Source organism: Vibrio sp. Isolate30, from assembly GCF_022397975.1.
Taxonomy (GTDB): Bacteria; Pseudomonadota; Gammaproteobacteria; order Enterobacterales; family Vibrionaceae; genus Vibrio; species Vibrio fortis.
Map to the genome: position 1 here is coordinate 50753 of NZ_JAKEUS010000013.1, position 24335 is coordinate 75087.

Genomic DNA, 24335 nt, shown 5'->3' on the forward strand with positions numbered 1-24335 from the left:
AATTGTTCGCCGTATTGATGCTAGAAGTCGAAATCGACCTTCACGTAGTATGTCCGGCCCATTTCTGTTTCTTCGTAGGCCTGTGTTGATTGGTCTAAACGTTCATCTGTTACGTTAGTTACACCGGCGCGGAACGTGAAGTTCTCGTTGAGCGCGTATGCACCGCCTAACGAAACAACCGTGTAGGCGTCGAGGTTATTGTCGCTACCATCTTTTTGCTTACCGGTGTAGTTAAGGCCAGTAAAGAAGGACAAGTCGCGTGTTGCCAGCCAGTTCAGATTTACGTTTGCTAACCACTCTGGTGTGTAGGCGATGTCTTCATCGTCGACTTTATTAACGGCATCGGTATAGGTAGCGTTGGCTGTAAACGACCAGCTTGTTGAGAACTCATAGCTACCCTCCAGTTCAACACCTTTGGTTTCAACCTTATCTACGTTTTCGTATTGAATGATGGTCGATGTTCCATTGAAGAACGGCGTTAAGTCACGGTCAATCAGGTTTTTCACATCATTGAAGAAACCTGTAGCTTGCACATAACCATCGACGCCAGAGTACATGGCAGATAACTCGTATGTTTTCGACGTTTGTGGCTTCAGATCTGGGTTCCCAACAAGCGTGCATCGGCCACCACAACTCACTAGAGAGAAGTCTTCAGACGATTGGAAAAGTGTTGGTGACTTAAAGCCCTCACCATACCCACCTTTTAGGGTGACGTTATCAATTCCGTTGTAGACAAAGTAGACACGTGGGCTGAAGTCATTGCCAAATTGGTTGTTGTGCGTGAGACGTCCGCTTAATGTTGCTGCGAAATCATCCGTCGCGAAATACTCATCCTGAAGATAGACGGCACTTTGTGTCACTGAGCGAGAACTCGAATAGTCGCGTTGGTTCTCGACGCTGGTATAAGAGACTTGTGCACCAAGAGATAGAATCTGACTGTCAAAGTAGTCGACAACAAATCTTGAATCTACGGTGTGGTTGTCTTGGTTCAGTTCAGCTTCATCAACCAATGGGTGGAAGTTGTTTTCGTTCACTCGTGCTGTTTCATAGAAGTAACTGGTATCCGATTCACCCCAACCCCAACTGCGCACATGACCTAAAGTGCTGGTCAGTTTTTTGCCGTCGTAGTAGCTGGTTGCTAACATGTTCATGCTGCTGAAGTAGCTGTTCTCTACACGTTCATCTTTTGAGTACGACACATCAAGGTAGATGTCGTCTCTATCTGTGATAAACCAGTTCAAAGAGCCTCTGAACACGTTTCTTTTCTGCTCTGTCTGTGGAGAAAAGTTCTCGCCAGCATTATCTGGGAACCACGCTTCTTGATCACTGATGTCTACGGTCGCAGTGTAAGTCAGTACGTCAGGAATGATGGAGCCGCTAACAAATGTATTACCTGCCTTCAATTCACCGCCAGCATTAGGCAATAGCGCATTGGCGTCGTTGTCAGCGGGCATGCTGTAAGTCAGGCTGCCTGAAACATTGGTTTCTGTTGACGCTTGTTTCAGGATTACGTTAACCACGCCCCCAATCGCCTCACTACCATAGAGGGAAGACATTGGCCCTCTTACGACTTCGATCTGTTCAATAGCGCTCATTGGGATACTGGATAGATCGAATGAAGCACCACGGATCACGGTTTCACTAGAGCTTATTCGACGTCCGTTGATCAAAAACAGAGTGTAGTTACCGTTGGAGGAATTTTGATTCTGTAGACCACGGATAATGATTCTTGGCTCTGCACTTGTTGTTTTGGCAACGTGTACACCAGCCACGCTCTCAAGCGCTGTCGAAATGTCGGTGGCAGGCAGCTTATCGATATCTTCACGTGTGATCACCGAGATTGAAGCTGGCGCATTCTTTATCGATGTTTCATATTGGTTCGCCGTTACGACCATAGTTTCTGTGTGGTGTGTTGATTCACTTGCTACTGAGGGTAACGGGATTGAGCCTGCTAAAGCGATGGCCACTGCTAATTGATGTTTCTTTGTTTTTATCTGTTCCATTTCTTGGGGGATCCTTGGTGCTTATTTACTAAATAATGTTGTTAATCCATCTGCCAGCATCACGCGCCAGCTATAGTAGTCATGACCACTCGCAACGCTTTTAAACGTCACCGTATAGCCTTTCTGTTTTAAGGTGTCGAATAGGTTTCTATTGGTTTGATAGATACTTGCGTTCTTTGGCTCTGTCTCGAATACACCGGCATTGAGATAGAATTGGATGTCCATTTTGCTCTTGGTCGCGGCAAACTCGCTCATCCAACTCTGCTGGTGGGACAATTTCTGTTTGGCGCCTCGTGGTTTCCACCAAAATGAGCCAGATTGACTCAGCACCTTGCCAAAACGTTCTGGGTGTTCCAAAGCAATATAAGTCGATGCTAAGCCGCCATAACTCGAACCAGACAACACCGTGTTCTCTGCGGTAGGGCATATAGAATGTGTCTCACAAAGCCATGGCATAAGTTCATTAGCCAACATGTTGGCGAACGTCTCATTGGGTGTGAGTTCCTTACCTCGCAAACTTGGTCTTGATGGGTTAACAAACACGACCCTCATTGGTGGGATGGCTTTGTCGGCAATCAAGTTATCCATGACAACGGGGGTCGGTACTTTGTTTAGGTAGGCGTCGCCATCGAATAGAATCAGTAGCGGTGAAGCCTTATCTAGCGGGTAAACTTTATTCGGCTGATAGATGCTGATCTTTCTCTCTTCATCACTCATCGAGTCATTGTAAGAAAAGTGGCTGACCAGCCCTTTTGGTCGTTTTTGCTCGGTTGCGACCTGATCGCTCGGCGCGTATTTCAGCGTTAACGTTGACGCTGAGCCAAAGAGGCCGGTATCTGATCCAAAAGTTGGTTGTCGATTCAGTGGATCGGGTGCGGCGGTCGCCAATACCGCTTTTCTTTGCTCTCGATTTGCGTCTTTTAGTAACTGCGGAACATTGGGCGCAATTCGGTATGAGAGGCGCGTGGTGTCGGGTACTTCAAATGAGTGGAACCAGATGTCACTACCTTCAATCTGGCTCATCTGAGCATGGCCGCCATAAGGAGCACCTAACAAGCGGACATTGTCGACATCACTCTTATACAAAAAGGTAACGATCGCTTTGTTGAGAGTTTGATATTCAACGAGCGGCGCGCCCTGCGACTCAACGATTTGCCAGATTTTTTTTTCAGCATCTTTTACCCCACTTTTGATGTCACTGGCGGTTTTAGACAGAGTTGGGCTAAGCATTGGCAGATCTGGCGATAAGTATTGATTGCTTTTGAGCGCCATCGGGTTGAGTTGCATCTCGACCTGTATTGGCTTGTTGCTGTCCGCTGTCACCTCTATTTGGTAGGTGTCTGCTTCATCGACGTACCAAAATATCTCGGTTTCACGAGAGTGGTCGTTAAGTAGCTTCTTGACTGGGTCGCCAGACGAGTTAAATGCAATCACTTGCTCCATATACCCTTGGCTGCGGATATAGCCACGGTAATATCCAGGTTTATCGACCTTCAAAGATAGCTGTGTTTTGGTGTCGAATTTGATGTTCTGTGCTTTGTTTGCATCAATGATCATTGCTTGAGCACTGGATAATTGAGTGACAAGAGCAAAAAAGAGAAAAATCCATTTCATGAAGAATCCAATTGGTGTTAATGATATTGATTATCATTTATGGTAATTTTCTTTTTCACTCTCTAACAGCAGTTTGAGTTATGCAAAGTAACTAGATTGTTATGAAAACTGGCAGGCACTTATGAATAGTCGAATATCTTCATCTTTTAGGAAAAGCGCTCTCGTGCGTTGGGTTGAGACTGAAGAGAAATACCAAATGGTGTCTGAACAATTCACAGAGACAGATCCACTTCTTGAAGGTAATGTGGATACCTGCAAGGTTAAAGAAAGCTTCTCTCTGCATTGGGGAACCACAACAGAGCTTAAAGATCACCAAGTGATATCCACAGCGCGTAAAGCTTTGATCCTAATAATCCTAACGGACGGCAAGCTTGACTTCAGTTACGATGATTTGAACTTCAATATGGACTCTAAAGATGGCTACCAAGGCTTGGTCGTTAACTTGGCCAAACCTGCTACCTTTAGACGCTCTGTTCAGAAAGGAAATAAGGTTGCCAAGTTAAAAGTACTGATTCCTCAGAAGTGGGTTGAGGAGCGAGTAGAGGTGGGCAGTCGAGTCGATGAATTTATCTCACAGCACTTAGCTAACTTTGACCTGTACTCTAATGAGCATCTACGTGCAATCATCGATACGATTATTGAACTGCATAATGGAAACGAAACATTTAAGAAAATTAAGTTGGAGTCGCTAACTCAAAGTTTGGTTGTAGAGGTGTTTGAGCAGCTCATAAACAGTGACAGTCCCGTGAAACCCGTTCCGTTAGAAGGCTCTAATATCACAACGGATAGCACCAAGAGCTCCATTGATGGCCTTATTAACCACATTGAAGACAATCTCGATAGCGATCTTTCTGTTAAGGCTTTAGCGGAATATTCGCACACAAGCGAATCCAATCTTAGACGGAAGTTCAAAGAAGTGATTGGCTGTAGTATTAAAAGTTATATACGTCGTCGCCGCTTAGAGGTCGCTCGTAAGCATCTTGAACAAGGCTTAGCTTCAATAACGGAGGTAGCCTACTATGCAGGTTATCGTCACCCTTCGAACTTTACCAATGCCTACAAGAAAGCCTTTGGTTATCCGCCTGCTGAATCGGTGAATAAACGTGATTAGATTGGAACGCTTTATAATCTAAAGCCAAACGATATTTGAAGCCATCCCACTTTTTTGTCGAAATTTCGTCAAGTTTAATGCGAATGTCTTAGGTAGGAAGAATTGTGGAACTTCCTCAATTTAGAAGACTCTGATAGGCACTTATATATGCCCTATAACAACACTATGATTTTTCGTTTTATCACTGACCTCGTTATCATTCTTTATGCTGTTGCTAGCTTTTCGTTCATTCTTTGGTGTGCCTTTGGAAGATAAGGCTCCCACTGCGACCCAGATTACCTAAGTCGCAGGGTACTAGTACCTTCGGTTCGCTGATGCATGCTTCCAGATAAAGAAAAAGGAAAGCGGTACGAAACATGCTTTCCTTTTTATTCGGTTTGAGGTGAACCTTTACTTCAGAAGATCAACGATAGCTTTGCCTACGCCATGAGCGCTCGTCGGGTTTTGACCTGTGATGACGCGGTCATCGACAATCACAAACTCTTGCCATGGCTGCACTTTCGAGTAACGCGCCGCGCTACGAGCCAGAGACTCTTCCAATAAGAATGGGATGTCATTGATGGTGCCAAAATCAATCTCTTCTTCGCGAGTAAAACCAGTCACTGACTTAGATGCCAGCAGCTTTTCGCCGTTGCTTAGTGTGATTGGTAATAGGGCTCCTGGACCATGACAAACTGCTGCCACAATACCGCCATCTTCATAGTGCTTAGCCGAGATCTTAGCGAAGTCTTCGTTGCTTGCTAGGTCTGAAAGTAGACCAAAACCACCTGGGTAGAAGATCGCATCGTAGTTATCTCCATTGATTTGCGATACAGGAATGGTGTTGTTTACACGGTTCTGGAAATCATCATCTGCCAAGATTTTCGCGTTTACCGCATCGCCTTCGATGTCTGTACCGTACAGAGGAGCCTGACCACCTTTAATAGAAGCAATGTCGTATTCAAAGCCAGCATTCAATAATTCGCTCAGGGCATGAGTTAGCTCTGGTGCGTAAGTTCCGTTTGCTTGGTCGGTTTCACCTAGCGTTGCATGGTTTGTAACAATAATCAGTACTTTCTTCATGATGATGTCCTTGTGAGGTTACGGGTATCTGTTGAATACCTCCATACTAATTGCTAATCAAATGGGTGATAATATGATTAAACGGCAAAACATTATTGCTAAATAGCAAAGGTGAATATGGCACAGGTGAATATGGATAGCTTCGAAGGCATTAACGAGTTTGTTACGGTTGCGGAGAGCAAAGGGTTTTCTGCAGCAGCAAAACAGTTGGGATGCAGTACCAGTCACGTGAGTCGCCAAGTCACACGATTAGAAGAGCGATTGGGCGTGGCCCTGTTGGCACGCTCAACAAGAATGGTGAGTTTGACCGATGCTGGTCAGGCTTATTATCAACAGTGTAAAGAGTTAGTGATTGGACTCCAGCAAGCGAATGAAACCCTGACTACTCAACAGACACAATTGAGCGGCGTATTAAGAGTGAGTGCGGCTGGGGCATTTTCTGAAAATCATGTCGCACCGGCTTTAATGGAGTTCGCTAAGCAGCATCCAAACCTCACGGTAGAGATTAACTTCAACACCAGCATGGTGAACTTTATTGAAGACGGTTTCGACTTTGCTATTCGTTACGGAAGATTAAGTGATTCAGGTTTAGTGGCAAGAAAGCTGGTGAACCGTCCAATGGCAGCGGCTGCCAGCCAGAGTTATCTTGATGAACATGGTTTACCAACGCATCCTGATCAGCTTAAACATCATAGTTGTATTATCGCGAACAAAGACGTTTGGTTGTTTGAAAAAGATGGCAAAACTTTGGATGGCGTGAGAGTTCAAGGTAGATGGAAGAGCAATAATGCTCAAACGGTTTTACAAGCTTGTACTGAAGGGCTAGGTGTTGCTTATTTGCCAAAGAGTAGCTTCAACGATGCCATTTCTTCTGGGTATTTAGTGCCCATTCTTGAACCTTATTGGGGGAGTGGCAACAGCAGCTGGATTGTGTATCAGAACCGTCATTTTTTGCCATTAAGAGCGAGATTGGCTATCGACTTTTTACTCGAATATTTTGCTGACTGGCAAGAGTAAGTTGCACGCTTGTCCCTTCTGTAAGGATAGTTGTGCCGACACATATTGTATTAGTTGACGTGGCTTGAGTTGAACATCGGTTGGTTTGCTAAACTTGAACCCGTAGCACGATTTATGCTGCGCTGGATTGCCGCGAATGATGTTCTTCGCTAGTGTGCGGTAAATTATCTTTAGAGTTAGTGTTTCTGGGTTGTTGTCTATGTTAAAGCGTTCTCACCTCAAACTGAGTGTGTGTTTTCTGAGTATCTCAATTCTCTCGGCATGTGGTGGGGGGGATAGTGGTGGCAGTTCTCCTGCGCCAAGCTCTCTAACGCAAGAGCAGCGCTACGATCTTCTGTATCGCTCGACGTTTGGGCCAGCGCCAGGCTCTTATCAAGAGTTAGAAAGCTTGGGTTATTCAGCTTGGCTAGATAAGCAGTTTTCTATGTCTCCAACCTTGCACTCAACGCGTCTGCAAGAGTATCCACTGGCGGAGAACGCTGACAGTTACAATCAATCCGATCGCGTTGCTGTTTGGTGGGACGTTAGTTTGAATGCACCGGACCAATTGCGTCAGCGCGTCGCGTTCGCTTTGAGTGAGCTTTTCGTGATCTCAAGATATGGCGCAAGTTTGGGTGGTCGTCCGGTAGAGATGACAGACTACTACGATATGCTCATCACGCATGCGTTTGGTAACTATCGCGACCTGATTGAATCTGTCACGCTGCATGCTGCAATGGGTGATTACTTATCCATGATGGCAAACCAAAAAGCGGATCCAGACAATAATCGTTTTCCAGATGAAAATTATGCACGTGAAGTGATGCAGTTGTTTAGTATCGGTCTGTATGAATTGAACCCCGATGGCACAGATAAACTGGACAGTCAGGGACAACTGATCCCAACTTACACGCAAGATGACATCGAAAACCTTGCGCGTGTATTTACTGGATGGCACATCGCCGAAAAAACTAAGCCATGGTGGGGTTCCAAAGAGGGAAATTGGCTTGTCCCAATGGTGGCGTATCCTGACTACCATGATGATGAACAGAAGGTCGTGATGGGGAATGTTTTTGCTCAAGGGCAGACGCCAGAGCAAGACATGGCTCAGGCAATGGATATGTTGCTCAATCACCCGAATACCGCGCCTTTGATCAGTAAACACCTTATTCAAAGATTGGTTACATCGAATCCTTCGCCTGCTTATGTTGCTCGAATCAGTGCATTGTTTTCTGACAACGGTTCAGGTGTCAGAGGTGATCTTAAAGCTGTGATTCGTGGAATTCTGACTGACGCTGAAGCACTGAGTGGCGAAGATCGAACCCCTGCTAAGATGAAAGAACCACTTATCGCGATGACCAACTTTTTCCGCGCATTCGAAGCGAAATCGGCTGACCCTACTGGGCGGTTCCATAACTCCATCAATATGTTTGGCGCATACGGGCAATCACCATTAGGTTCACCAAGTGTGTTCAACTTCTTTTCTCCAGAATACGCTCCAAACGGCGAGATAGCGGCAGCGAAAGACGTTGCACCGGAATTTGAAATACTAAGTTGGAATAATTTTATTCTGACGAACAACCAGTTGTGGACAGCGACGGGACGAACCAATTACGAGGGAGAAACGAATCCAACTCGTATTGTCATCAACACGGCACCGTTAGAAGCGATCGCTAATGATCATGAAGCTCTGATTACAGAAATTGAAAGGCGTTTGCTCTCTGAAAGGATGAGTGATGAGCTTCGGGAGATAGTATTAGAAGCGTTAGAGGAGCTTCGAGATACGCAACAGAGTTTAAAGGTTCGCAATGCCATCTATATCGCTGTCACGAGCCAAGAGTTTCACATCGAGGAGCTAGCCCAATGATTTCTCGTCGTCAATTATTAGCAGCCATGGCCTCGACACCTATTGTTTCGATGATGGGGACTAACTCCGCTTATGCATTGCCAAACAACGACTATAAAGCCCTTGTTTGTGTATTTTTGTTTGGTGGAAACGATGGCTTTAATATGTTGGTGCCTAACGACAACGCACACTACGATGAATACGCGAATGCTCGTCCAGACATTGCCATCCCACAAGCATCACTACTGCCTTTGTCACTAAACACTGGTTCAGGTTTATCGTTGAGTTTGCACCCTTCTATGGGAGAAGCACAAAGCCTGTTCGATGCTGGGAAAATGATTGCTATTGCCAACAGTGGTGTACTCATTGAACCTGCGACTAAGGCAGGGCTGAAGGACGGCACACATGCAATGCCACCTTTCCTGTTCTCTCACAATTCCCAACAAGCCGAATGGCAACGTGGTTGGTCTGGTAGCAACACGACGCTAGGCTGGGCAGGTCGCTTAATGGATGTGTTGAGTAGTGAATCAGACTCCATTAGCCCAAGTTTCAGTCTTAACGGCTATGCTCAGCTGTTGAATGGTAGCGACCATACTGCCAATCTGATCAATGCCTCTTCGCTACCAAGAGTGAATGGAATTAACAACGCTCAACGTCGCAAAAGTTTCGATCGTGTTATGAGCTTGTCGCCACATACAGCCTTTGGACGAGAGTTTGACCGTGTGAAAAGCGATTCGGTTTCGATAAGAGATACGCTCGCAAACGCGATTGGTTCGATACCTGAAGAAGGGCATTTTCCAGATTTATCTTTAAGTAAGCAGCTGCATACGGTTGCTCGTTTAATTAAATCAAGCGATCAGCTGGGTCATCAAAGGCAAGTTTACTTTGTCGGTTTTGGTGGCTTTGACACCCACGCAAATCAATTGAACGACCATGCGGAGCTGATGAGCGCTTTAAGCCAGTCTTTAGCTGCGTTCAACCAATCCATGGAAGCATCGGGTTTGGGTGACAAGGTGACCACCATGACCATGTCTGATTTTGGCCGTCGTTTGGCAAGTAATGGTACTGGTACCGATCACGGCTGGGCGAGTAATCACCTTGTGATGGGCGGAGCTCTGAATGGTGGGCAACTATACGGGCAATGGCCATCTCTGATCCTTGATGGAGAGAATGACTTCAACAAAGGGCGTATGATTCCAACGACATCCGTTGAGCAAATCGGTGCGACGATTGCGAAGTGGATGGGAGTAAATACCGATAGTGCGATGGACTACATCTTTCCTAATTTAACGAACTTCTCAGTGAAAGATTTAGGGTTTCTCAAATGATCTAATTTGAGTAGTGAGGAGTTTGATGTGCTTGTAACTCCTGTCACTTTAAGTTGTTAAGGGCTCGAAAAAGCTATTTAATCTCTTAAGTTTATGTCGACTAAGAACCACCTGTTTTGAGAAGGTGGTTCTTAGTTATCTATTGCTTACATCCCATAGCGGAAAGCTTTGCCAACCTTGACCATATCACGATGAATAGGGGCTAACGCATTGGCGTAAGCGGCGAGTAACTCGACGGTGTATTGACTACGCTCGTGGAGTTGCTGGTCTGTACATTCATGATGAGCAGTTAGGGTGTTTTCACAATTTCTAAATATCAAATGGTCAGGCAAAAAGCATACGTGGTTATTTTTACTGCCCGTCAATCGGAGTTCACTTATCGGGTAAACACCATTTATGCTGGCTGACACGCTCACTAACAACGCGGCTTTGTGAGCAAGTTCATCATCAGAGGTCAGCATCAAAAAATTTTTGAGTGCTGGTGTTGCCATTCCATGCCATTCGGGTGTGATAAAGATGAATGCGTCTGATTGCTTGAGGATTTGAGTGATTGGTTTCCAGCAGTCCCATTCTTCACTGCCTTGCCATACGCCCTCATTCCAAAACGGCAAATTGAGTTGGTGTAAGTCAAGAACTGTTGTGTCATCAAAGTAGGACGAAGCTAATTTTTGCAGATAATTAGCGACATTTAAGCTTTGAGATTGTGCTCTCTGACTTCCGGATACGATGGTGATTTTCATAATAATCCCTTTTTAAGATCTGAAGTTGTGATTGATGGTTGTGTTTTAGTTGAGCGAGGTGTTGATAGGAAAATCGAGACGAGAACCGCAACAGCGCCGAGTGATTGGAGCCAAGTAAGGCTCTGATCTAGAATGAGATAGCCAAGAAAGCAGGCAGAAACACTGCTGAGAAAGCCTAAAAATGAGACCGTTACTGGTGCGAGCTTTTCAATGCCGCGAAACCATAAAAAGTATCCCAAAATGGCTCCAATCAAACTTAAGTAGGCGTAACCCAAGTAGTTAGTTGGTGTAAGTTGAGCTGGAATACCTTCTAGCCAAAGCGCGACGGGCAGTAATGCCACTCCACCAAATAACAACTGCCAACCAGTGAAGCCAAGCATGGTCATGCCTGAAGGGCGCCCCCACTTTTTCGTTAATACCACCCCTGAAGCCATGCTTAATGTGCCAAGTATAGCGATTAGTACGCCTCGTATATCGAGTTGGGTCGAGTTATTCAGTACCAAAAGCGTGACCCCAATAACCCCAAGTCCACATGCTGCCATCTGTTTTGAAGAAAAATGCGCCCCTAATAAGTACCAGCTTAGGATCATCACAATGATCGGTTGAACCGACATCACGACGGAAGCCAATCCACCTGGTAAGTAAGTCGCCGCGAAAAATAGGCAGTAGAAAAAAAGTCCGATGTTTAGAAACCCGAGCACTACCATACGAGATCACCATAACCCAGAGGGAAAGGTACGACTTAAGAGCACTAATAGGAGACCTGCTGGCAGCGCACGAATAGTAGACGCAATTAAAGGACTTTCTGTTGGTAGTGCTTCTGTCGTCACAATGTAAGTGCTGCCCCAGACAATTGGGGCAACAGCCGTTAGTGCGACGGTTTTCATCTGTTGAAATCTATTCATACCTCACCTTTCTGAATCGGTAGTTTTTTTAAAAGTATCTCTTGTAAAAGATACTTTTAAAAAAGTAATTGAGGTTTGTTTTTTAGTCAAGTATCTTTTTGAAAAGATATTTATTGGAGAGATAAAAATGGCATCAGATAAAGTCGATAGGATTCTTGCTCAATGGGATGAAGTGAGACCGGATCTTGACTGTTCAGCGATGGGAGTGGTCGGGCGATTGCGTCGCACCAGTGGTGTGTGGAAGAAGAAGCTAGATCCGGTGTTCCAAGAATACGGGCTTAGCAGTATCGAATTCGATATTCTTGCCACGTTGCGTCGTTGTGATGCAGCCGTCACTCCAACAGAGTTGTATCAAACTCTGATGCTTTCTTCAGGCGCAGTGAGTACTCGTATTGAACAGTTGGTGAAACGTAATTGGGTCCAGCGAATTGCTAGTGAGCATGATAGACGAAGTTGCAAAGTCGTCTTGACTCAAGAAGGTGTTGAATTTGTTGATAAAGTTTTGAATTCACATGTCGCTAACATGGATAAAATGCTAAACGTCCTGAGTAAACAAGAACAAGATCAACTGGCGCATTTGTTGAAGAAAGTACTCTTAGCAGAACAATAATCCTAAGGTCGATCCTACAGGGCTTATCCTCTTAAGGAGCATTGTCGATATTTGCGTCGCTCATGAGAGCTTGTTGTCTGCAATATTGTTCAATCGTGTTATATCACCTAACAACTTGATATTGATATGAAATGAAGTCGCCTGTAAAAATACAACTATATGTTTTGACCAATTCGATTTAGAGAACGAAGGGAACCCCCAATGCATTACGATGTATTCAATGGAGACGCGGACGGCATTATTGCGTTGTTGCAACTGCGCTTGAGCGAACCAAAAGAGAGTGTACTTATTACGGGCGTTAAGCGTGATATTAAGTTACTCTCTCAAGTTGTGGCTCAAAAGGATATTTCTTCTGTTACGGTACTTGATGTATCGATGGAGAAAAATCAAGATGCGTTACATTCGCTGTTGGATGCAAAGGTCGATGTGTTCTATTGCGACCACCATCGTACGGGTGAAGTACCTAGTTCTGCTCACCTTGAAACCTTAGTCGATACTACGCCAGAGTGTTGTACTAGTTTGTTGATTAACCAAAAACTCAACGGTCAGCATGTCGCATGGGCAATCGCAGCAGCTTTTGGCGACAACTTAAAAACAGTTGCGACTAAGCTGGCAATAGAAAATGGTTTCGATGATTCACAAATTGCGTTTTTGGAAGAGCTGGGCACTTTAGTCAACTACAACGGCTATGGAGCATCACTCAGTGATCTCCACTTCACGCCTGTTGAGCTTTACCAAACGCTTTATCAATATCCAAATCCGTTTGATCTCTTGAGTGACGAAGAGTCGGTGTTCTACCATTTACGTTCGGCTTACCAAAGTGACAACCAGCAAGTCTCTATCCTTGCTCCAACCTATGAGAACCATTCAGTGCGAGTCTTCGAATTACCGAGTGAAACTTGGGCGAGAAGGATTAGTGGGGTATTTGGGAACGAGATCGTTAACCAAGATCCAAGCCGTGCTCAGGCTGTGCTAACAAGAAACCAAGATGGCGAATCTTACACAGTGAGTTTACGTGCACCTTTGTCGAATAGAACTGGCGCTGATGAGGTGTGTTCAAGCTTTCCGACGGGGGGCGGGCGTAAAGCGGCTGCAGGCATAAATGCTTTATTAGAAGAAGATAAGCAGCTGTTTATCCAAAGGTTAACAGATTACTATTCGAAGTAGCTTCGAATGGTGAACTGACCACTACGTTCGTTGCTCACATTGTAATTTGGCGTAATACACTCAATAAAACGTCATGGATAATATCGAGAAAGAGCTTTATCAAGCGCGTTAGACCTTAGCTTTAACGCGCGTTTTAGACCAAAATTGCACTATGACTTCATTTTCCCCTCAAGACTTCCCGTTTAACATCCAAAACACTCATTGCCCTCAAAGATATGAGATAAGGGAGCATTGATCTTCTCCTGTAAAATTTTCTGTTCTTGTAGGGTTATGGGTACCTACCGCGCAGTTGTTCTTGGATAAAGTTAACGAAGCAACGCACCTTCAAAGGAACGTGTCTGCTTTGCGGGTAAATCGCATTGATCGGAACGGTATCGCTTGGATACTCTTCCAGTACTCTTACTAGTTTTCCTGATTGCAAATGCTCATCCATCATCCAAATAGGGAGTTGGGTAATACCTAAACCAGCAAGCGCCATCTCTAGATTGGTTTCACCACTATTACTACGAAAAGTGCCTCGAACAGGGATAGAAACATCTTGGCCATTGTCGACAAAATGCCAGTTGTTGAGGGAGCGATTAAAGGTGTAAACAATACATTGATGAGATTTGAGATCCTTTGGTTGTGTAGGCACACCATGTTTCTTTAGGTAGCCAGGCGCAGCCACTAATAGCAATGGGTTATTGAAAAGTGGCCTTGCGATTAATGACGAATCTTCCAGTTTTCTCGCACGAATGGCGATATCGATGCCTTCAGCGACAAGGTCGATATGGCGCTCATCGATCACCATATCCACCTCTATGTCTGGGTATTCCTCTAAAAATTCCGCAATTAACGGTGCAAGGAGAATCCTCGCTAATGGCGCCGCCGCTGCAATGCGCAACGTTCCCTTGGGTGAACTGACTTGGGAGCGAACACTAGCTTCTACTTCATCAATCTCTTGCACAATGTTCAAGCAGTGCTCGTAGTATTCTTGCCCTGCTTGAGTTAGTGATAACTCGCGGCTTGTACGTGTGAGTAGCTTTACCCCCAATTTATCTTCGAGTGCGGCGACTTTTTTGCTAATGGTTGCTTGAGAAGAGTTTTGCTCTCTGGCTGCGGCCGAGAAGCTTCCTGTTTCTATTACGCGAAGAAATACGCGCATTGCCCCGAGTTGATCCATACATGTATTCGATTTTGGAATAGATGTTGTTCATTTTAGCTTGGTTCTATAACAAATCCAGTGTGGTTAATATCTTCTTCGTCAACCAAACATTCGATAGAAGAGAGAAAAATGATGAAACCGACTCATACCAAACAAGCCATTCGTGAAGCTATGGATCACCTGATTGATCGTGCTACAAACTTTGATATTGAAGCCCTAGACACGATTTACCACCAAGACTTTCACACCACGCTGATCATGCCTGATAGCACAGTGCAAACCTTTAACAAAGCGGAGTTCAAAGCGCATTTCGCTAAGCAAGCTCAAGAAGGGAAAAACCAACTCAACACATGGGCAGAATGGCATGATTTCCACATTCTGGGTGACTCAGCGGTGTGTGTATTAACTCGTAAGCACAGTGGCATGAATGGTGAAGAGATGATGTTGTTGTGCAACATCGAATTGCGATTTGAAGATGAGCGTTGGCAAGTTCTGCGTGAGCAAATCTTTCTTCGCCCTTTGATTGAAGCGTAATGGTGACGTAGGGGAAGCATTATGAACAATAAAGTTGTCATCATTACCGGTGGCAGTGATGGGATTGGCAAAGCAGCGGCTTTAGAGTTTGCTCATTTAGGCGCCAATGTATTGATAACAGGGCGAAGAGCATGCGCCTTAGCGGAAGTGGCTTCACTACATCGAAACATTGAAACGATAGTTGCAGATAGTGAAGAACAAACCAGCGCTCAGCTGATCGTAGATGCCGCAATCGAAAAATGGGGACGCATTGATGTGCTGGTAAATAATGCCGGTGCGGGTGCTAATGCGAGCTTGGACGAGATAGGCGCAGAGAGAATTGAGCAAATGTTCTCGATCAATGTCGTCGCAACAAGCTTGCTGACGAAGGCGTGTCTCCCATACCTAAGAAAGAGCCAAGGCAATATCATCAATATATCGAGCACCATTGGACATATGCCTGCTCCGAATCTTTCTCATTACGGAGCAAGTAAAGCCGCCGTTGAGTATTTAACTCAGTCATGGGCTCTGGAGCTTGCGCCAGACATTCGTGTGAATGCGGTGGCTCCTGGGCCGACTTATTCCGGTGCGTTAACTGGGATGATGGGGTTGTCAAAAGAGCAAGCGAAAGAAGTTGAGAAGAAAGAAGCATCAATGATTCCTATGGGGAGGCGAGGAAACCCGGAAGATATCAGCCGATGGATTGTTAAATTGGCTGAGCCAGAAAGTGCTTGGGTAACAGGGCAGGTGATTGGTGCTGATGGCGGATTAGGTTTGCGTTAAAGCGCATTAACATAGCAATTAATATTTGGAGTTAATTATGGGCAACACAGCATTACTGCTTATCGATTATCAAAATGACTATTTTCCTTCTTACAATGGAGCTAAATGGCCACTATCTGAAACTGAAAATGCGGCGAATAATGGTGCAAAACTGCTTTCCCTGTTTAGAGAAAAGAAGGGACTTGTGATCCATGTTCGGCATGAGTCACTCACAGATGACGCCCCGTTTTTTTTGCCTAATTCTGAGGGAGCAGAAATTCACTCATGTGTTGCTCCGATTGATGATGAGCCTGTTATTGTTAAGCACGAAATCAATAGTTTTAAAAGCACAAAGCTTGATGAAATCTTGCGTCAAAATTCGATTGAAAAGTTGGTTATTGTTGGGGCTATGAGCCACATGTGTATTGATGCTGTGACTCGTGCTGCAACTGACCTCGGTTATGAGTGCAACGTGGCTCATGACGCGTGTACAACCTTGGCACTTGAATTTAATGGTGTGATGGTACCGTCTAGCCATGTCCATGCAGCGTTCATGTCGGCTCTCAGCTTCGGTTACTGCAATGTTGATACTACTGCTAACTTAGCCAAACTGATTGCTTGATCAAACACAAGCAAACTATAGGTAAAGGGAATTGCCTATGGTGTAGATATGCCCTTTTCTTGAACACAACAACGCCCATTGTCTCAGATAATTGTTGTGTAAATGAGGTGGGCACATCACTTCGGTAAGAGTCGTTTATAAACTGGTTTCACATGGTCGACTCTGGAGCTAGTTACTGTTTTCTAACGTCAGTAGGTTGTGATATTTATCTGAAGAGCGTAAGTATCTGGCTAACGCACGATCATTTTGTTCTGCAATGATATGGTCGATGAGCCAGCGTGCCATAAAAACAATGATTTCTTTAAGTTCAATCTGACCATTAACGTAATGTGTGTATTGATTTCTCAGTTTTTTGAGCAGCATTTTATGTACTTTTTGGTGCTGTTCGAATCCGTCGTAATGAGTGATCATCATGATGTTGTCTTCGCTCAAAAAGTGGAACTCTGCGTAGGCTATCACTTCATCAATTAGACGGCGTACGATCGCTTTAGACTCGTTCTGAAACATGATCAGCTTGTTGATCATTGCGAGTAAGTTTTTATGCTGAAGATCGAGCTCTTCTACATCTAAGTTGTATTCTTTTTTCCATGTGTAGAGATGCATTGTGGCCCTCGATTGCTCTCGTTAGTTACGCTATTGATAAGATGAGTTGCACTTTATAGATTTATTTTTCGAATGAATAACTTAACCATACATTTTGTGAGGACAGATAGGTTTTTTAGCAGTTTATTGTTTCATTTTTCAATACAAGCGACGGAAAAATAACATGTTTTGAGGACGAACTTACTTACTATTCTTTGCTAGTAGTTAAAAGCGACATCACGAACTTTCTGTAAACAAATCCGAATTTCACATCAATCAACCACGGTTTTCCTAAGTCATCATAGTGCAGCAATTAAGCATTAAGTGATATCAGTAGGAGAACGATCATGTCAGACATCAATTCAGTAAGACCCATTGTGATTATCGGCAAAAATGCCAAAACGGGTGTTCGAGTTAACAAGCTACTGTGTGAACTTGGTATTGAAACGCGCCAAGTTTCTCGTAGTGCTGCTACGTATTTTGATTGGGGAGCGCGAAGCTCATGGCCTACTGCTTTAGCCGGTGCACGCTCAGCTTATGTTACCTATCAACCTGACTTGGCAGTGCCTAACGCTGAGGGAGACATCAGTGCATTCGTCGAAGTTGCCAAAGCACAAGGTGTCGAGCACATCGTATTGCTTTCGGGTCGTGGTGAAGAGGGTGCAGAAAAAGCAGAACGTATACTTATCGATAGTGGTTTAGATTGGAACATTGTTAGAGCCTCGTGGTTCGCGCAAAACTTTAGCGAGAGCTTTATGGCTCAGGGTATTTTAGAAGGCGAACTTGTGTTACCCGCAGGCGATACCCCAGAGCCATTTATTGACACTGATGATATTGCAGAAGTTGCGGTGGCGGCATTGGTTGATCCAAGTAAGCGCAATCGCCTCTATGAAGTGACAGGCCCGGAGTTGATGACGTTTCAAGATTGTGTTGATGAGATCTCAAAACAGCTCGGGAAGGAGATCAAGTTTACCTCTGTGAGCATCGAAGCATATTTAGGTATTCTAGAGAGCCAAAACTTACCAGAAGATTATCAATGGTTGCTGAATGAGTTGTTCACCGTAGTTTTCGATGGACGTAATTCAAATCTTACTCATGGCGTTGAAGAAGCGACGGGACGTAAGCCGACTAAGTTCGCAGACTATGTATCTAAAACGATCGCCGCCGGTTACTGGGATTAGCTGTCGGCCATTGGACTTAATAGTCGTTTATTGGATTTAGCTGCTTTGATCGAGAGTAAAAAGTGAAACATGAAGAACAGCCTGAATGCTTATTCGGGCTGTTTTCGTAAATGCCTAGGATTTTGGGTCTAGGCTATTCTTTTTAGTGGTCGATGGAGATTCACCGTATTTGTTCTTATAGGCTCGGCTGAATGCTGCCTCTGATTGATAGCCGACGTCGAGAGCGATATTCAAAATATGAGCTTTACCATGTAGCAGCTTTTCTCTGGCGAGAGATAGTCGCCAATCGGTGATGTATTTCTTGGGCGTTTCCCCTACAGTCCTCTTGAAGTACTCAATGAAGCTGGTACGAGACATCCCTGAAATATCAGCCAGCGTTTCAATATCGATATTGGCTGCACTGTCGCTATGGATTCTCTTCATTGCGCGAGATAAGCGTTTGTCGGTATGCGCCATTATCCAACTCTGGTTATCATCAGATACTTGGTCTATCCAGGCTCGAATACCCTGTAGAATAAGCACGTCGGCCAATTTAGATACCACTAATTCCGAGCCATATTCTTCATTTTTCGTTTCTCTATGTATGGCTTGAACGACACTCTTAATTGTGTCGTGAGCCTGTGATTGTGAGTCAATTAATACGAACTCAGGCATGGATGTAATAACCGAAGTCGTGACCTCGTTTTCAAACAAAACCGTGCCACATAGAGTCGTTGTTGTATCACCATTTCCTTTGGTTGTGAGTCGTTCATAGTGCTCCGTGATTTCTTCTATGTCATTCTCAAATAAATCGGTGGCAGCTGACTTATTTATATCGACGATGTCATGTCCAGTCCCGCGAGGAAGTAAGACAAAATCGCCGGCATTCAGCTTAATCTGCGTTCCATCGACAACGACAATCGCTTCACCTTCAAGAACCAAGTGAAACATGGTGCTCGATGGGATGGACGGCATCTTGATGCCCCACGGTTGTTTCATCGTTGAGTGAGTGTAAAACACGCTACTCATTTTCAGTTCACTCAAGGGAGAGCTAGCACCACTCTTCTTCCGATTCTTCGTATCAAACTTTGATAATGCTAGCCTGGCTTTGTCTTCCATAAATGTATTTCCTGCAAATCTTCGCCGATTTCCTGTCAATCAAATCATCGCTTAATTGGATGTAATAAACAAACTCAACAAGCGTCCCTCATAGGGAAGTTTGTTTGGATTGTGCTTTTCGCAAAATATGGGAGGTTTACATGGCTAGAAAAAGAGTATTGATTGTGTACGGTTCGGGTTTTGGTTCGACAGCAGAAATTGCATATGCTATCGCTCAAGAGTTACAAGAATTGGATATAACAACGGAAGTGTTGCCCGTAGAGATTGCAAGAGCCCCCTATGCTGATGAAGCGGTTATTATTGGCGCTCCAATCCGCTATGACAGGTGGTTAATTGAAGTCCGAGATTATGTCCGAACGTATCAAAATGAACTGTCATCTACATCTGTGGCATATTTCTATACCTGTTTGGCGCTTGCAAAACAGCCATCGAATTCATTCAATTCGCCACAGGTTTACGATCAAACATTGATTAAGATGAATCGTAATGTTGAACCCATCATGGTTGCTGGTTTTTCAGGTACATTACAACCAAAACTTATGCCTTGGTATTACCGATACCCACTTAAGCTAATTGCAATAGTCAAAGGGGTAGAGGATGGAGATTATCGTAATTGGGATATGATTAGGCGTTGGTCTCGCCAATTGTCGAAGGTTGTATGATTGAAGCTAGGCGACGTCTCGATTGTTGAAATACTTCGGTTGGCTGAGCTTGGTCAACTAACCGAAATATGCTCATCTCGCTATTGATGCTTGTACTAAGCTTCACTCGCTCGAGTGTTACGTGGCAAAGGTTTTTCGCTTTTTTCAGGGATGAACGCCATTAATCCAGTAATGATTAACGCGGCGATACCCGACATAGTGACAGGAGAGCCGAAGATACTTTGAACTAACTTAGGCGCTTCTTTTAGCAAATCTGGCACGAGCATAACGCCAAGACCTAAGCCAAAAGAGATGGCGATAGTCATAATACGGCGGCGATCTAACTCCTCATTAGCAATGATCTTGATACCTGCCGCAGCGACAGTACCGAACATAACTAGAGTTGCCCCGCCCAATACTGGTTTTGGAATGGTCATTAATACTGCTCCCAACACTGGAAACATCCCCAATAAGAACAGAATGCCCGCAATAAAGTAACCAATGTATCGACTCGCGATACCAGTAAAGTGAATCACTCCATTATTCTGGCTGAATGTGGTATTTGGGAAGGTGTTGAATACGGCAGCAATGAGTGAGTTAACGCCATCACCTAGTACGCCAGCCTTAAGACGTTTGATGTATTTAGGTCCTTGGATAGGTTGGCCTGAGAACATACTGTTTGCCGTCAAATCACCTGTCGACTCGATAGCCGTAATTAAGTAAATGAACGCAATTGGTAAGAACGCTTGCCAGTCGAAAGCAAAGCCGTATTTGAACGGTACAGGAATACTCAACAACGGCTGCGAAGCGAAGTCAGGCATAGATGCTTTACCCATGGTAATCGCTATTGCCCACCCAATGCTTAAACCTATCAAGATCGACGACAGCCTTACCATGATGTTCTGACTAAGGTTTAAAGCGACGATGATTCCAAGAACGATCGCGCCAAGCATGAGGTTACTTGGAGCCCCGAAGTCTTCAGCACCGAACCCACCTGCGATATCGGTGACTCCAACCTTAATTAAAGAGATACCTATGGTGGTAATAACAATACCAGTCACGACCGGCGTGATGACGACTTTTAGCTTATCGATAAAGCGAGAAAGCAGAATTTCAATGAAGGCACCAAAAAAGCAGACGCCAAAAATAGTCGCTAACATTTCATCTGGATCGCCACCATTGGCTTTAACGAGAAAGCCAGCGCCCAAGACAGAGCCTAAGAAGGCGAAACTGGTGCCTTGTACACAGATCATCCCCGCTCCAACAGGGCCAACTCGCTTCGCCTGAATAAAGGTACCAACACCAGAAACCATCAAGGCCATACTGATTAGATAGGGGATATGTTCCCCTAAGCCAAGTACACCACCAATGATAAGAGTGGGTGTGATAATGCCAACAAAGCTAGCCAGAACATGTTGAAGCGCCGCATAACTTGCGGCTTTGACTGATGGGCGATCATCCAGTCCGTAGATCAATTCACTGTTACGTTGTTCCATGTGATTTCCTTAATGTATTTATTATTGTATACAATCCTTAATCTACATAGTGAGCAATATACGTACCAATGATGAAGTGCCCATTTATTGGGGAGTCAGATATAAAACCATGATTGTGTTGCACTAAAAGTTGCCAGCCTTGTTCAGTGTTGGTGCAATCGTTAGGATTCGATCAGCCTGTTTTCGGATTGCTCGTTATGTGTTGACTGAAAAAACAAGCAAACCATGATTAAAGCAATTCCAAACCACCCCATAGCAGGAATGTGCTCTTCGAGTATTAAGACAGCGATGACTGCAGCAACAACAGGCTCGAAAAGCGTTAGGATATTGGCTGTGCTCGCATTGATGTGTCTTAATCCCACCCCAAACATGATGTAGCCAACGCCCATTGGAATCACAGCCATATATATGAGCACCAGGCTATTGGTTTGAGATGCAAATAGGTTGTCTCCTGATGCCAGCAGGGTGGGTAGAAGTAAACATGCTCCCAGCCCAAAGATGGCACCCATAGCGGCCTGTGATTGAACCCCCTTATTAATAAGCTCTTTCGCCATTATGGAATAGGTGGCGTAACTCAAGCCTGCGACGAGTCCTAGTAAGATTCCCCAAAGTTTAAGCTGCGGTTCAGAGTGACTGTGAGTGGTCTCAGCATTGACGAGAAGAACAATGCCAATAATTCCTAGGACTAAGCTAAAAAGTTTACGAATATTTGCATTCTTATTTGTGCTAAATAGACACTCGAAAAGAAGAGTGAACAGTAGGGCGGAGGCTATAGAGACCACGGTGCCAGTCGCAACACCAGCCATTCTCATTGAAGTATAAAAAGCCATTGGATAGATCATTAATGCAAGCGCGCCAATCACTACGTCTTTTCTGTGGCGCTTTAGTAACGAAGCATCTTTTTTCAAGGCCGTATTTGCTAACAAGGCCTGTATCACACCACCTACGCCCATAGAGAAAGCACCAATAGCCAATGGGCTCACCTCCGGAACCAAGGTAGCCGCTGCACCTGTTGTTCCCCAGAGGATCGAAGCCAGTAATATAAAAATAGACCCATGCTGATGGGGGGCTAACTGAAAGCGTGCTGTAATCATTTCTTAATCCGAACATCCATTTGATGTTGAAAGGATAAGCGATGAATAAAGGTCGTACTTTGCTGAAAAGACGAAATTGTATTTTGAAAAGACGCTTTTAATTGCGTGTGAACTGGCGTGGGGGTAGGCCGAAATGAAGAGAGAAGCGTCGGCTAAAAGCAGAAAGATCGTTGTAGCCAACTCTTTCAGCGATAATTTGAACGGGTAAATCAGTATGGGTAAGAAGCGCTTTGGCTTTTTCCATTCTATGGTGAGTAACGTATTGTTGGACGCTCATACCAAGGTTAGTTTTAAAAAGCACTTTAAATTGAGTCGGACTAAGACAAGCCACTTTCGATAACTCGGCAATTGAAAGAGGGTTCGCTAAATTGTCAAAAATCTCACTCTGTGCAGCACGTATCCGAGGGTCAATTTTTGAAGTTATCGGTTGCTGGGTGAGTAGCATAGTAAAGACATCGAGAATCGAAGACTCTATCGCTTTATCTACTTGATATTGTAACTGTTTTTCTACAAAGTAGATAAAGCTCAGTAGTGGCGTTGTGGTAGAAAACACGTGCACATCACTCTCGAGAAGATGGTCTGGAAGTGCTGGCAAGTCAGCAACAATAAATCGAGCGGCTTCATCGGCTTGAAAACCATGGGTAGTACCTGCAGGAATCACAACACACTCACCCACAGTCACTTTTCCAGAGAAGTTATCCATCTGAATGTTGATGTTGCCTTGAACAGGCAGTACAAGCTGGTGGTAGTCATCATGTGAATGACTGTTTAGCTTCTTAGTGTAGGCTCTGATACTGAGAGTGGGCTGCATTGCGATATCCATCCATTTGACAGCAGATTGAATCAGGTGATAGCACTTAGTTGATATAGAAAGCGTTCCATTTCGTTATACGACAGTTAAGTCTTTTATTGCAAGCTACTCAAGGCTTCCCCCAGAGGTTTAAAGTAGGCTTGTAGTGCTTTATGAATCTTCATCCGATGTTCTACGTCTGGGTAAGCCTTGATGTGTTCAGGTTTGGTCGTCCCGGACACTAAGTAGCTATTTTCAATTCCAGAACACGATTCGACAACCGACTCAAAGGCTCTCGCCATCATCTCTGTTGGAAGAGAAAAATAATGACTTCCCATCGCTTTGTCGGCTAAAACACTTCGTGACACATAGTCGTGTCTGTCTTGTTGATCATCAGTGAGCAGCGTCGCGTCAAAGATCTTCAGTAATCTGTCATTCAACGGGTGTGGAAAGTGCCTAGCGCTTTTTAACCAACAGTCGCTCGCAAAGATTGTTCGTTTTTGTGGACCTGATCGGTCGCCGATGTCAAACGCTTTTTCTGCAATATAGTGGTCAAAAGCATGCCAAAACTCATGCGCTAAAGCGCCAGCTCCGGCATTTTTCGCGAGCGCGAGTTCTCTTTGATTTGGTGCGTAATGGGCCTGAACACCTTTTTGTCCACCGCTACCAAAAGCCAGATTTAAACTACCTCGTAACCCAATGGCTTTTGGTGGTAGCGCCAGTATATAAGCAAGATCGGCAAATGAATCGAAGATCAGGTTGGCGGCTAGGTCTTTCTCTTCTTGGTTGACCCATTTACCAACACGAATGCTACCAATGCCAAAGGTATCTCGTATGTCGATAAACGACACTTGCTCCCCATGACGATAGTCCGGGCCTTTACGAGTTTTGTATTTGAAGCTAGTTAAACGCAAGATTCACCTTGTGCGATGGGGAGTTATTGGATCTGATATTTCAAGCACGTGTATTGTACATCAATTGATGGAGGTGTGGTGGGGTATGAATCTCGCTGAAACATTGAGTGCCACAA

The 24335-nt window shown here is 44.6% G+C and carries 22 protein-coding genes and 1 pseudogene; 11 read left to right on the plus strand and 12 right to left on the minus strand.

Annotated elements, in window-relative coordinates:
* Nucleotides 1-20: 20 nt before the first annotated feature.
* Both L1D60_RS21240 and L1D60_RS21245 read right to left on the minus strand, forming a co-directional pair.
* A complete protein-coding gene (locus L1D60_RS21240) occupies nucleotides 21-2003 on the minus strand; it encodes a TonB-dependent receptor (RefSeq protein WP_239842855.1) in 1983 nt (660 codons plus the stop codon).
* Between the two features lie 21 nt (nucleotides 2004-2024).
* Nucleotides 2025-3617: an alpha/beta hydrolase-fold protein gene (locus tag L1D60_RS21245; RefSeq protein WP_239842856.1), complete on the minus strand. Its 1593-nt coding sequence runs from the start codon at nucleotides 3615-3617 to the stop codon at nucleotides 2025-2027.
* 163 nt (nucleotides 3618-3780) lie between these two features.
* On the opposite strand from L1D60_RS21245, the gene L1D60_RS21250 reads away from it, so the two are divergent.
* Nucleotides 3781-4728 (plus strand): AraC family transcriptional regulator, encoded by a 948-nt coding sequence (locus tag L1D60_RS21250; RefSeq protein WP_239842857.1) that lies wholly within the window; start codon nucleotides 3781-3783, stop codon nucleotides 4726-4728.
* Nucleotides 4729-5118: 390 nt separating this feature from the next.
* On the opposite strand, the gene L1D60_RS21255 is transcribed toward L1D60_RS21250, so the two are convergent.
* Complete coding sequence (locus tag L1D60_RS21255; protein ID WP_239842858.1) at nucleotides 5119-5790, minus strand: type 1 glutamine amidotransferase domain-containing protein; 672 nt, start codon at nucleotides 5788-5790, stop codon at nucleotides 5119-5121.
* Between the two features lie 132 nt (nucleotides 5791-5922).
* Between L1D60_RS21255 and L1D60_RS21260 the strand changes: the two genes are divergently transcribed.
* The 3 genes from L1D60_RS21260 to L1D60_RS21270 all read left to right on the plus strand — a co-directional run bounded on the left by L1D60_RS21260 (nucleotide 5923) and on the right by L1D60_RS21270 (nucleotide 9960).
* Nucleotides 5923-6807 carry a LysR family transcriptional regulator gene (locus L1D60_RS21260; RefSeq protein WP_239842954.1) on the plus strand — a complete coding sequence of 295 codons (885 nt, stop codon included), beginning with the start codon at nucleotides 5923-5925 and terminating at the stop codon, nucleotides 6805-6807.
* 199 nt (nucleotides 6808-7006) lie between these two features.
* Nucleotides 7007-8653 carry a DUF1800 domain-containing protein gene (locus L1D60_RS21265; RefSeq protein ID WP_239842859.1) on the plus strand — a complete coding sequence of 549 codons (1647 nt, stop codon included), beginning with the start codon at nucleotides 7007-7009 and terminating at the stop codon, nucleotides 8651-8653.
* Nucleotides 8650-9960 carry a DUF1501 domain-containing protein gene (locus tag L1D60_RS21270; RefSeq protein WP_239842860.1) on the plus strand — a complete coding sequence of 437 codons (1311 nt, stop codon included), beginning with the start codon at nucleotides 8650-8652 and terminating at the stop codon, nucleotides 9958-9960. Before L1D60_RS21265 ends, L1D60_RS21270 begins: the two co-directional genes overlap by 4 nt.
* 146 nt (nucleotides 9961-10106) lie before the next feature.
* Here L1D60_RS21270 and L1D60_RS21275 read toward each other — a convergent pair whose 3' ends face one another.
* Both L1D60_RS21275 and L1D60_RS21280 read right to left on the minus strand, forming a co-directional pair.
* A complete protein-coding gene (locus L1D60_RS21275; RefSeq protein WP_239842861.1) occupies nucleotides 10107-10700 on the minus strand; it encodes an NAD(P)H-dependent oxidoreductase in 594 nt (197 codons plus the stop codon).
* Nucleotides 10697-11605 (minus strand): annotated as a pseudogene (locus L1D60_RS21280) (EamA family transporter). The gene L1D60_RS21275 and the pseudogene L1D60_RS21280 overlap by 4 nt, the downstream one beginning before the upstream one ends.
* A 127-nt stretch (nucleotides 11606-11732) precedes the next feature.
* Between L1D60_RS21280 and L1D60_RS21285 the strand changes: the two are divergent.
* The gene (locus L1D60_RS21285; protein WP_239842862.1) at nucleotides 11733-12215 is read left to right on the plus strand and encodes a MarR family transcriptional regulator; all 483 of its coding nucleotides are present in this window, start codon (nucleotides 11733-11735) and stop codon (nucleotides 12213-12215) included.
* 201 nt (nucleotides 12216-12416) lie between these two features.
* Nucleotides 12417-13382 (plus strand): DHH family phosphoesterase, encoded by a 966-nt coding sequence (locus L1D60_RS21290; RefSeq protein WP_239842863.1) that lies wholly within the window; start codon nucleotides 12417-12419, stop codon nucleotides 13380-13382.
* 268 nt (nucleotides 13383-13650) lie between these two features.
* Here L1D60_RS21290 and L1D60_RS21295 read toward each other — a convergent pair whose 3' ends face one another.
* The gene (locus tag L1D60_RS21295; protein WP_239842864.1) at nucleotides 13651-14544 is read right to left on the minus strand and encodes a LysR family transcriptional regulator; all 894 of its coding nucleotides are present in this window, start codon (nucleotides 14542-14544) and stop codon (nucleotides 13651-13653) included.
* 111 nt (nucleotides 14545-14655) lie between these two features.
* Here L1D60_RS21295 and L1D60_RS21300 point away from each other — a divergent pair, with 111 nt between their 5' ends.
* The 3 genes from L1D60_RS21300 to L1D60_RS21310 are packed head-to-tail and all read left to right on the plus strand — an operon-like array spanning nucleotide 14656 to nucleotide 16423.
* On the plus strand, nucleotides 14656-15060 hold the full coding sequence (locus L1D60_RS21300; protein ID WP_239842865.1) for a nuclear transport factor 2 family protein: 405 nt from the start codon (nucleotides 14656-14658) through the stop codon (nucleotides 15058-15060).
* Nucleotides 15061-15081: 21 nt separating this feature from the next.
* The gene (locus L1D60_RS21305; protein WP_239842866.1) at nucleotides 15082-15822 is read left to right on the plus strand and encodes an SDR family oxidoreductase; all 741 of its coding nucleotides are present in this window, start codon (nucleotides 15082-15084) and stop codon (nucleotides 15820-15822) included.
* Between the two features lie 37 nt (nucleotides 15823-15859).
* Complete coding sequence (locus tag L1D60_RS21310; RefSeq protein ID WP_239842867.1) at nucleotides 15860-16423, plus strand: cysteine hydrolase family protein; 564 nt, start codon at nucleotides 15860-15862, stop codon at nucleotides 16421-16423.
* Nucleotides 16424-16591: 168 nt separating this feature from the next.
* On the opposite strand, the gene L1D60_RS21315 is transcribed toward L1D60_RS21310, so the two are convergent.
* Entirely contained in the window at nucleotides 16592-17026 is a 435-nt protein-coding gene (locus L1D60_RS21315) for a bacteriohemerythrin (RefSeq protein WP_239842868.1), read from the minus strand.
* A 326-nt stretch (nucleotides 17027-17352) separates the two neighbouring features.
* Here L1D60_RS21315 and L1D60_RS21320 point away from each other — a divergent pair, with 326 nt between their 5' ends.
* Nucleotides 17353-18186, plus strand: a complete 834-nt coding sequence (locus L1D60_RS21320) for an NmrA family NAD(P)-binding protein (protein ID WP_239842869.1) — start codon at nucleotides 17353-17355, stop codon at nucleotides 18184-18186.
* Nucleotides 18187-18300: 114 nt separating this feature from the next.
* Here the strand turns inward: L1D60_RS21320 and L1D60_RS21325 are convergent, their stop codons facing one another.
* A complete protein-coding gene (locus tag L1D60_RS21325) occupies nucleotides 18301-19284 on the minus strand; it encodes an AraC family transcriptional regulator (protein WP_275665789.1) in 984 nt (327 codons plus the stop codon).
* Between the two features lie 140 nt (nucleotides 19285-19424).
* Here L1D60_RS21325 and L1D60_RS21330 point away from each other — a divergent pair, with 140 nt between their 5' ends.
* Nucleotides 19425-19946, plus strand: coding sequence for a flavodoxin domain-containing protein (locus L1D60_RS21330; protein ID WP_239842871.1), 522 nt, complete (start codon nucleotides 19425-19427; stop codon nucleotides 19944-19946).
* Between the two features lie 95 nt (nucleotides 19947-20041).
* Here L1D60_RS21330 and L1D60_RS21335 read toward each other — a convergent pair whose 3' ends face one another.
* The 4 genes from L1D60_RS21335 to L1D60_RS21350 all read right to left on the minus strand — a co-directional run bounded on the left by L1D60_RS21335 (nucleotide 20042) and on the right by L1D60_RS21350 (nucleotide 24219).
* Nucleotides 20042-21421, minus strand: a complete 1380-nt coding sequence (locus tag L1D60_RS21335) for a nucleobase:cation symporter-2 family protein (RefSeq protein ID WP_239842872.1) — start codon at nucleotides 21419-21421, stop codon at nucleotides 20042-20044.
* Between the two features lie 161 nt (nucleotides 21422-21582).
* On the minus strand, nucleotides 21583-22515 hold the full coding sequence (locus L1D60_RS21340) for an EamA family transporter (protein WP_239842873.1): 933 nt from the start codon (nucleotides 22513-22515) through the stop codon (nucleotides 21583-21585).
* Between the two features lie 97 nt (nucleotides 22516-22612).
* A complete protein-coding gene (locus L1D60_RS21345; protein WP_239842874.1) occupies nucleotides 22613-23326 on the minus strand; it encodes an AraC family transcriptional regulator in 714 nt (237 codons plus the stop codon).
* A 95-nt stretch (nucleotides 23327-23421) separates the two neighbouring features.
* Nucleotides 23422-24219, minus strand: coding sequence for a CLCA_X family protein (locus L1D60_RS21350; RefSeq protein WP_239842875.1), 798 nt, complete (start codon nucleotides 24217-24219; stop codon nucleotides 23422-23424).
* Nucleotides 24220-24335 lie beyond the last annotated feature (116 nt).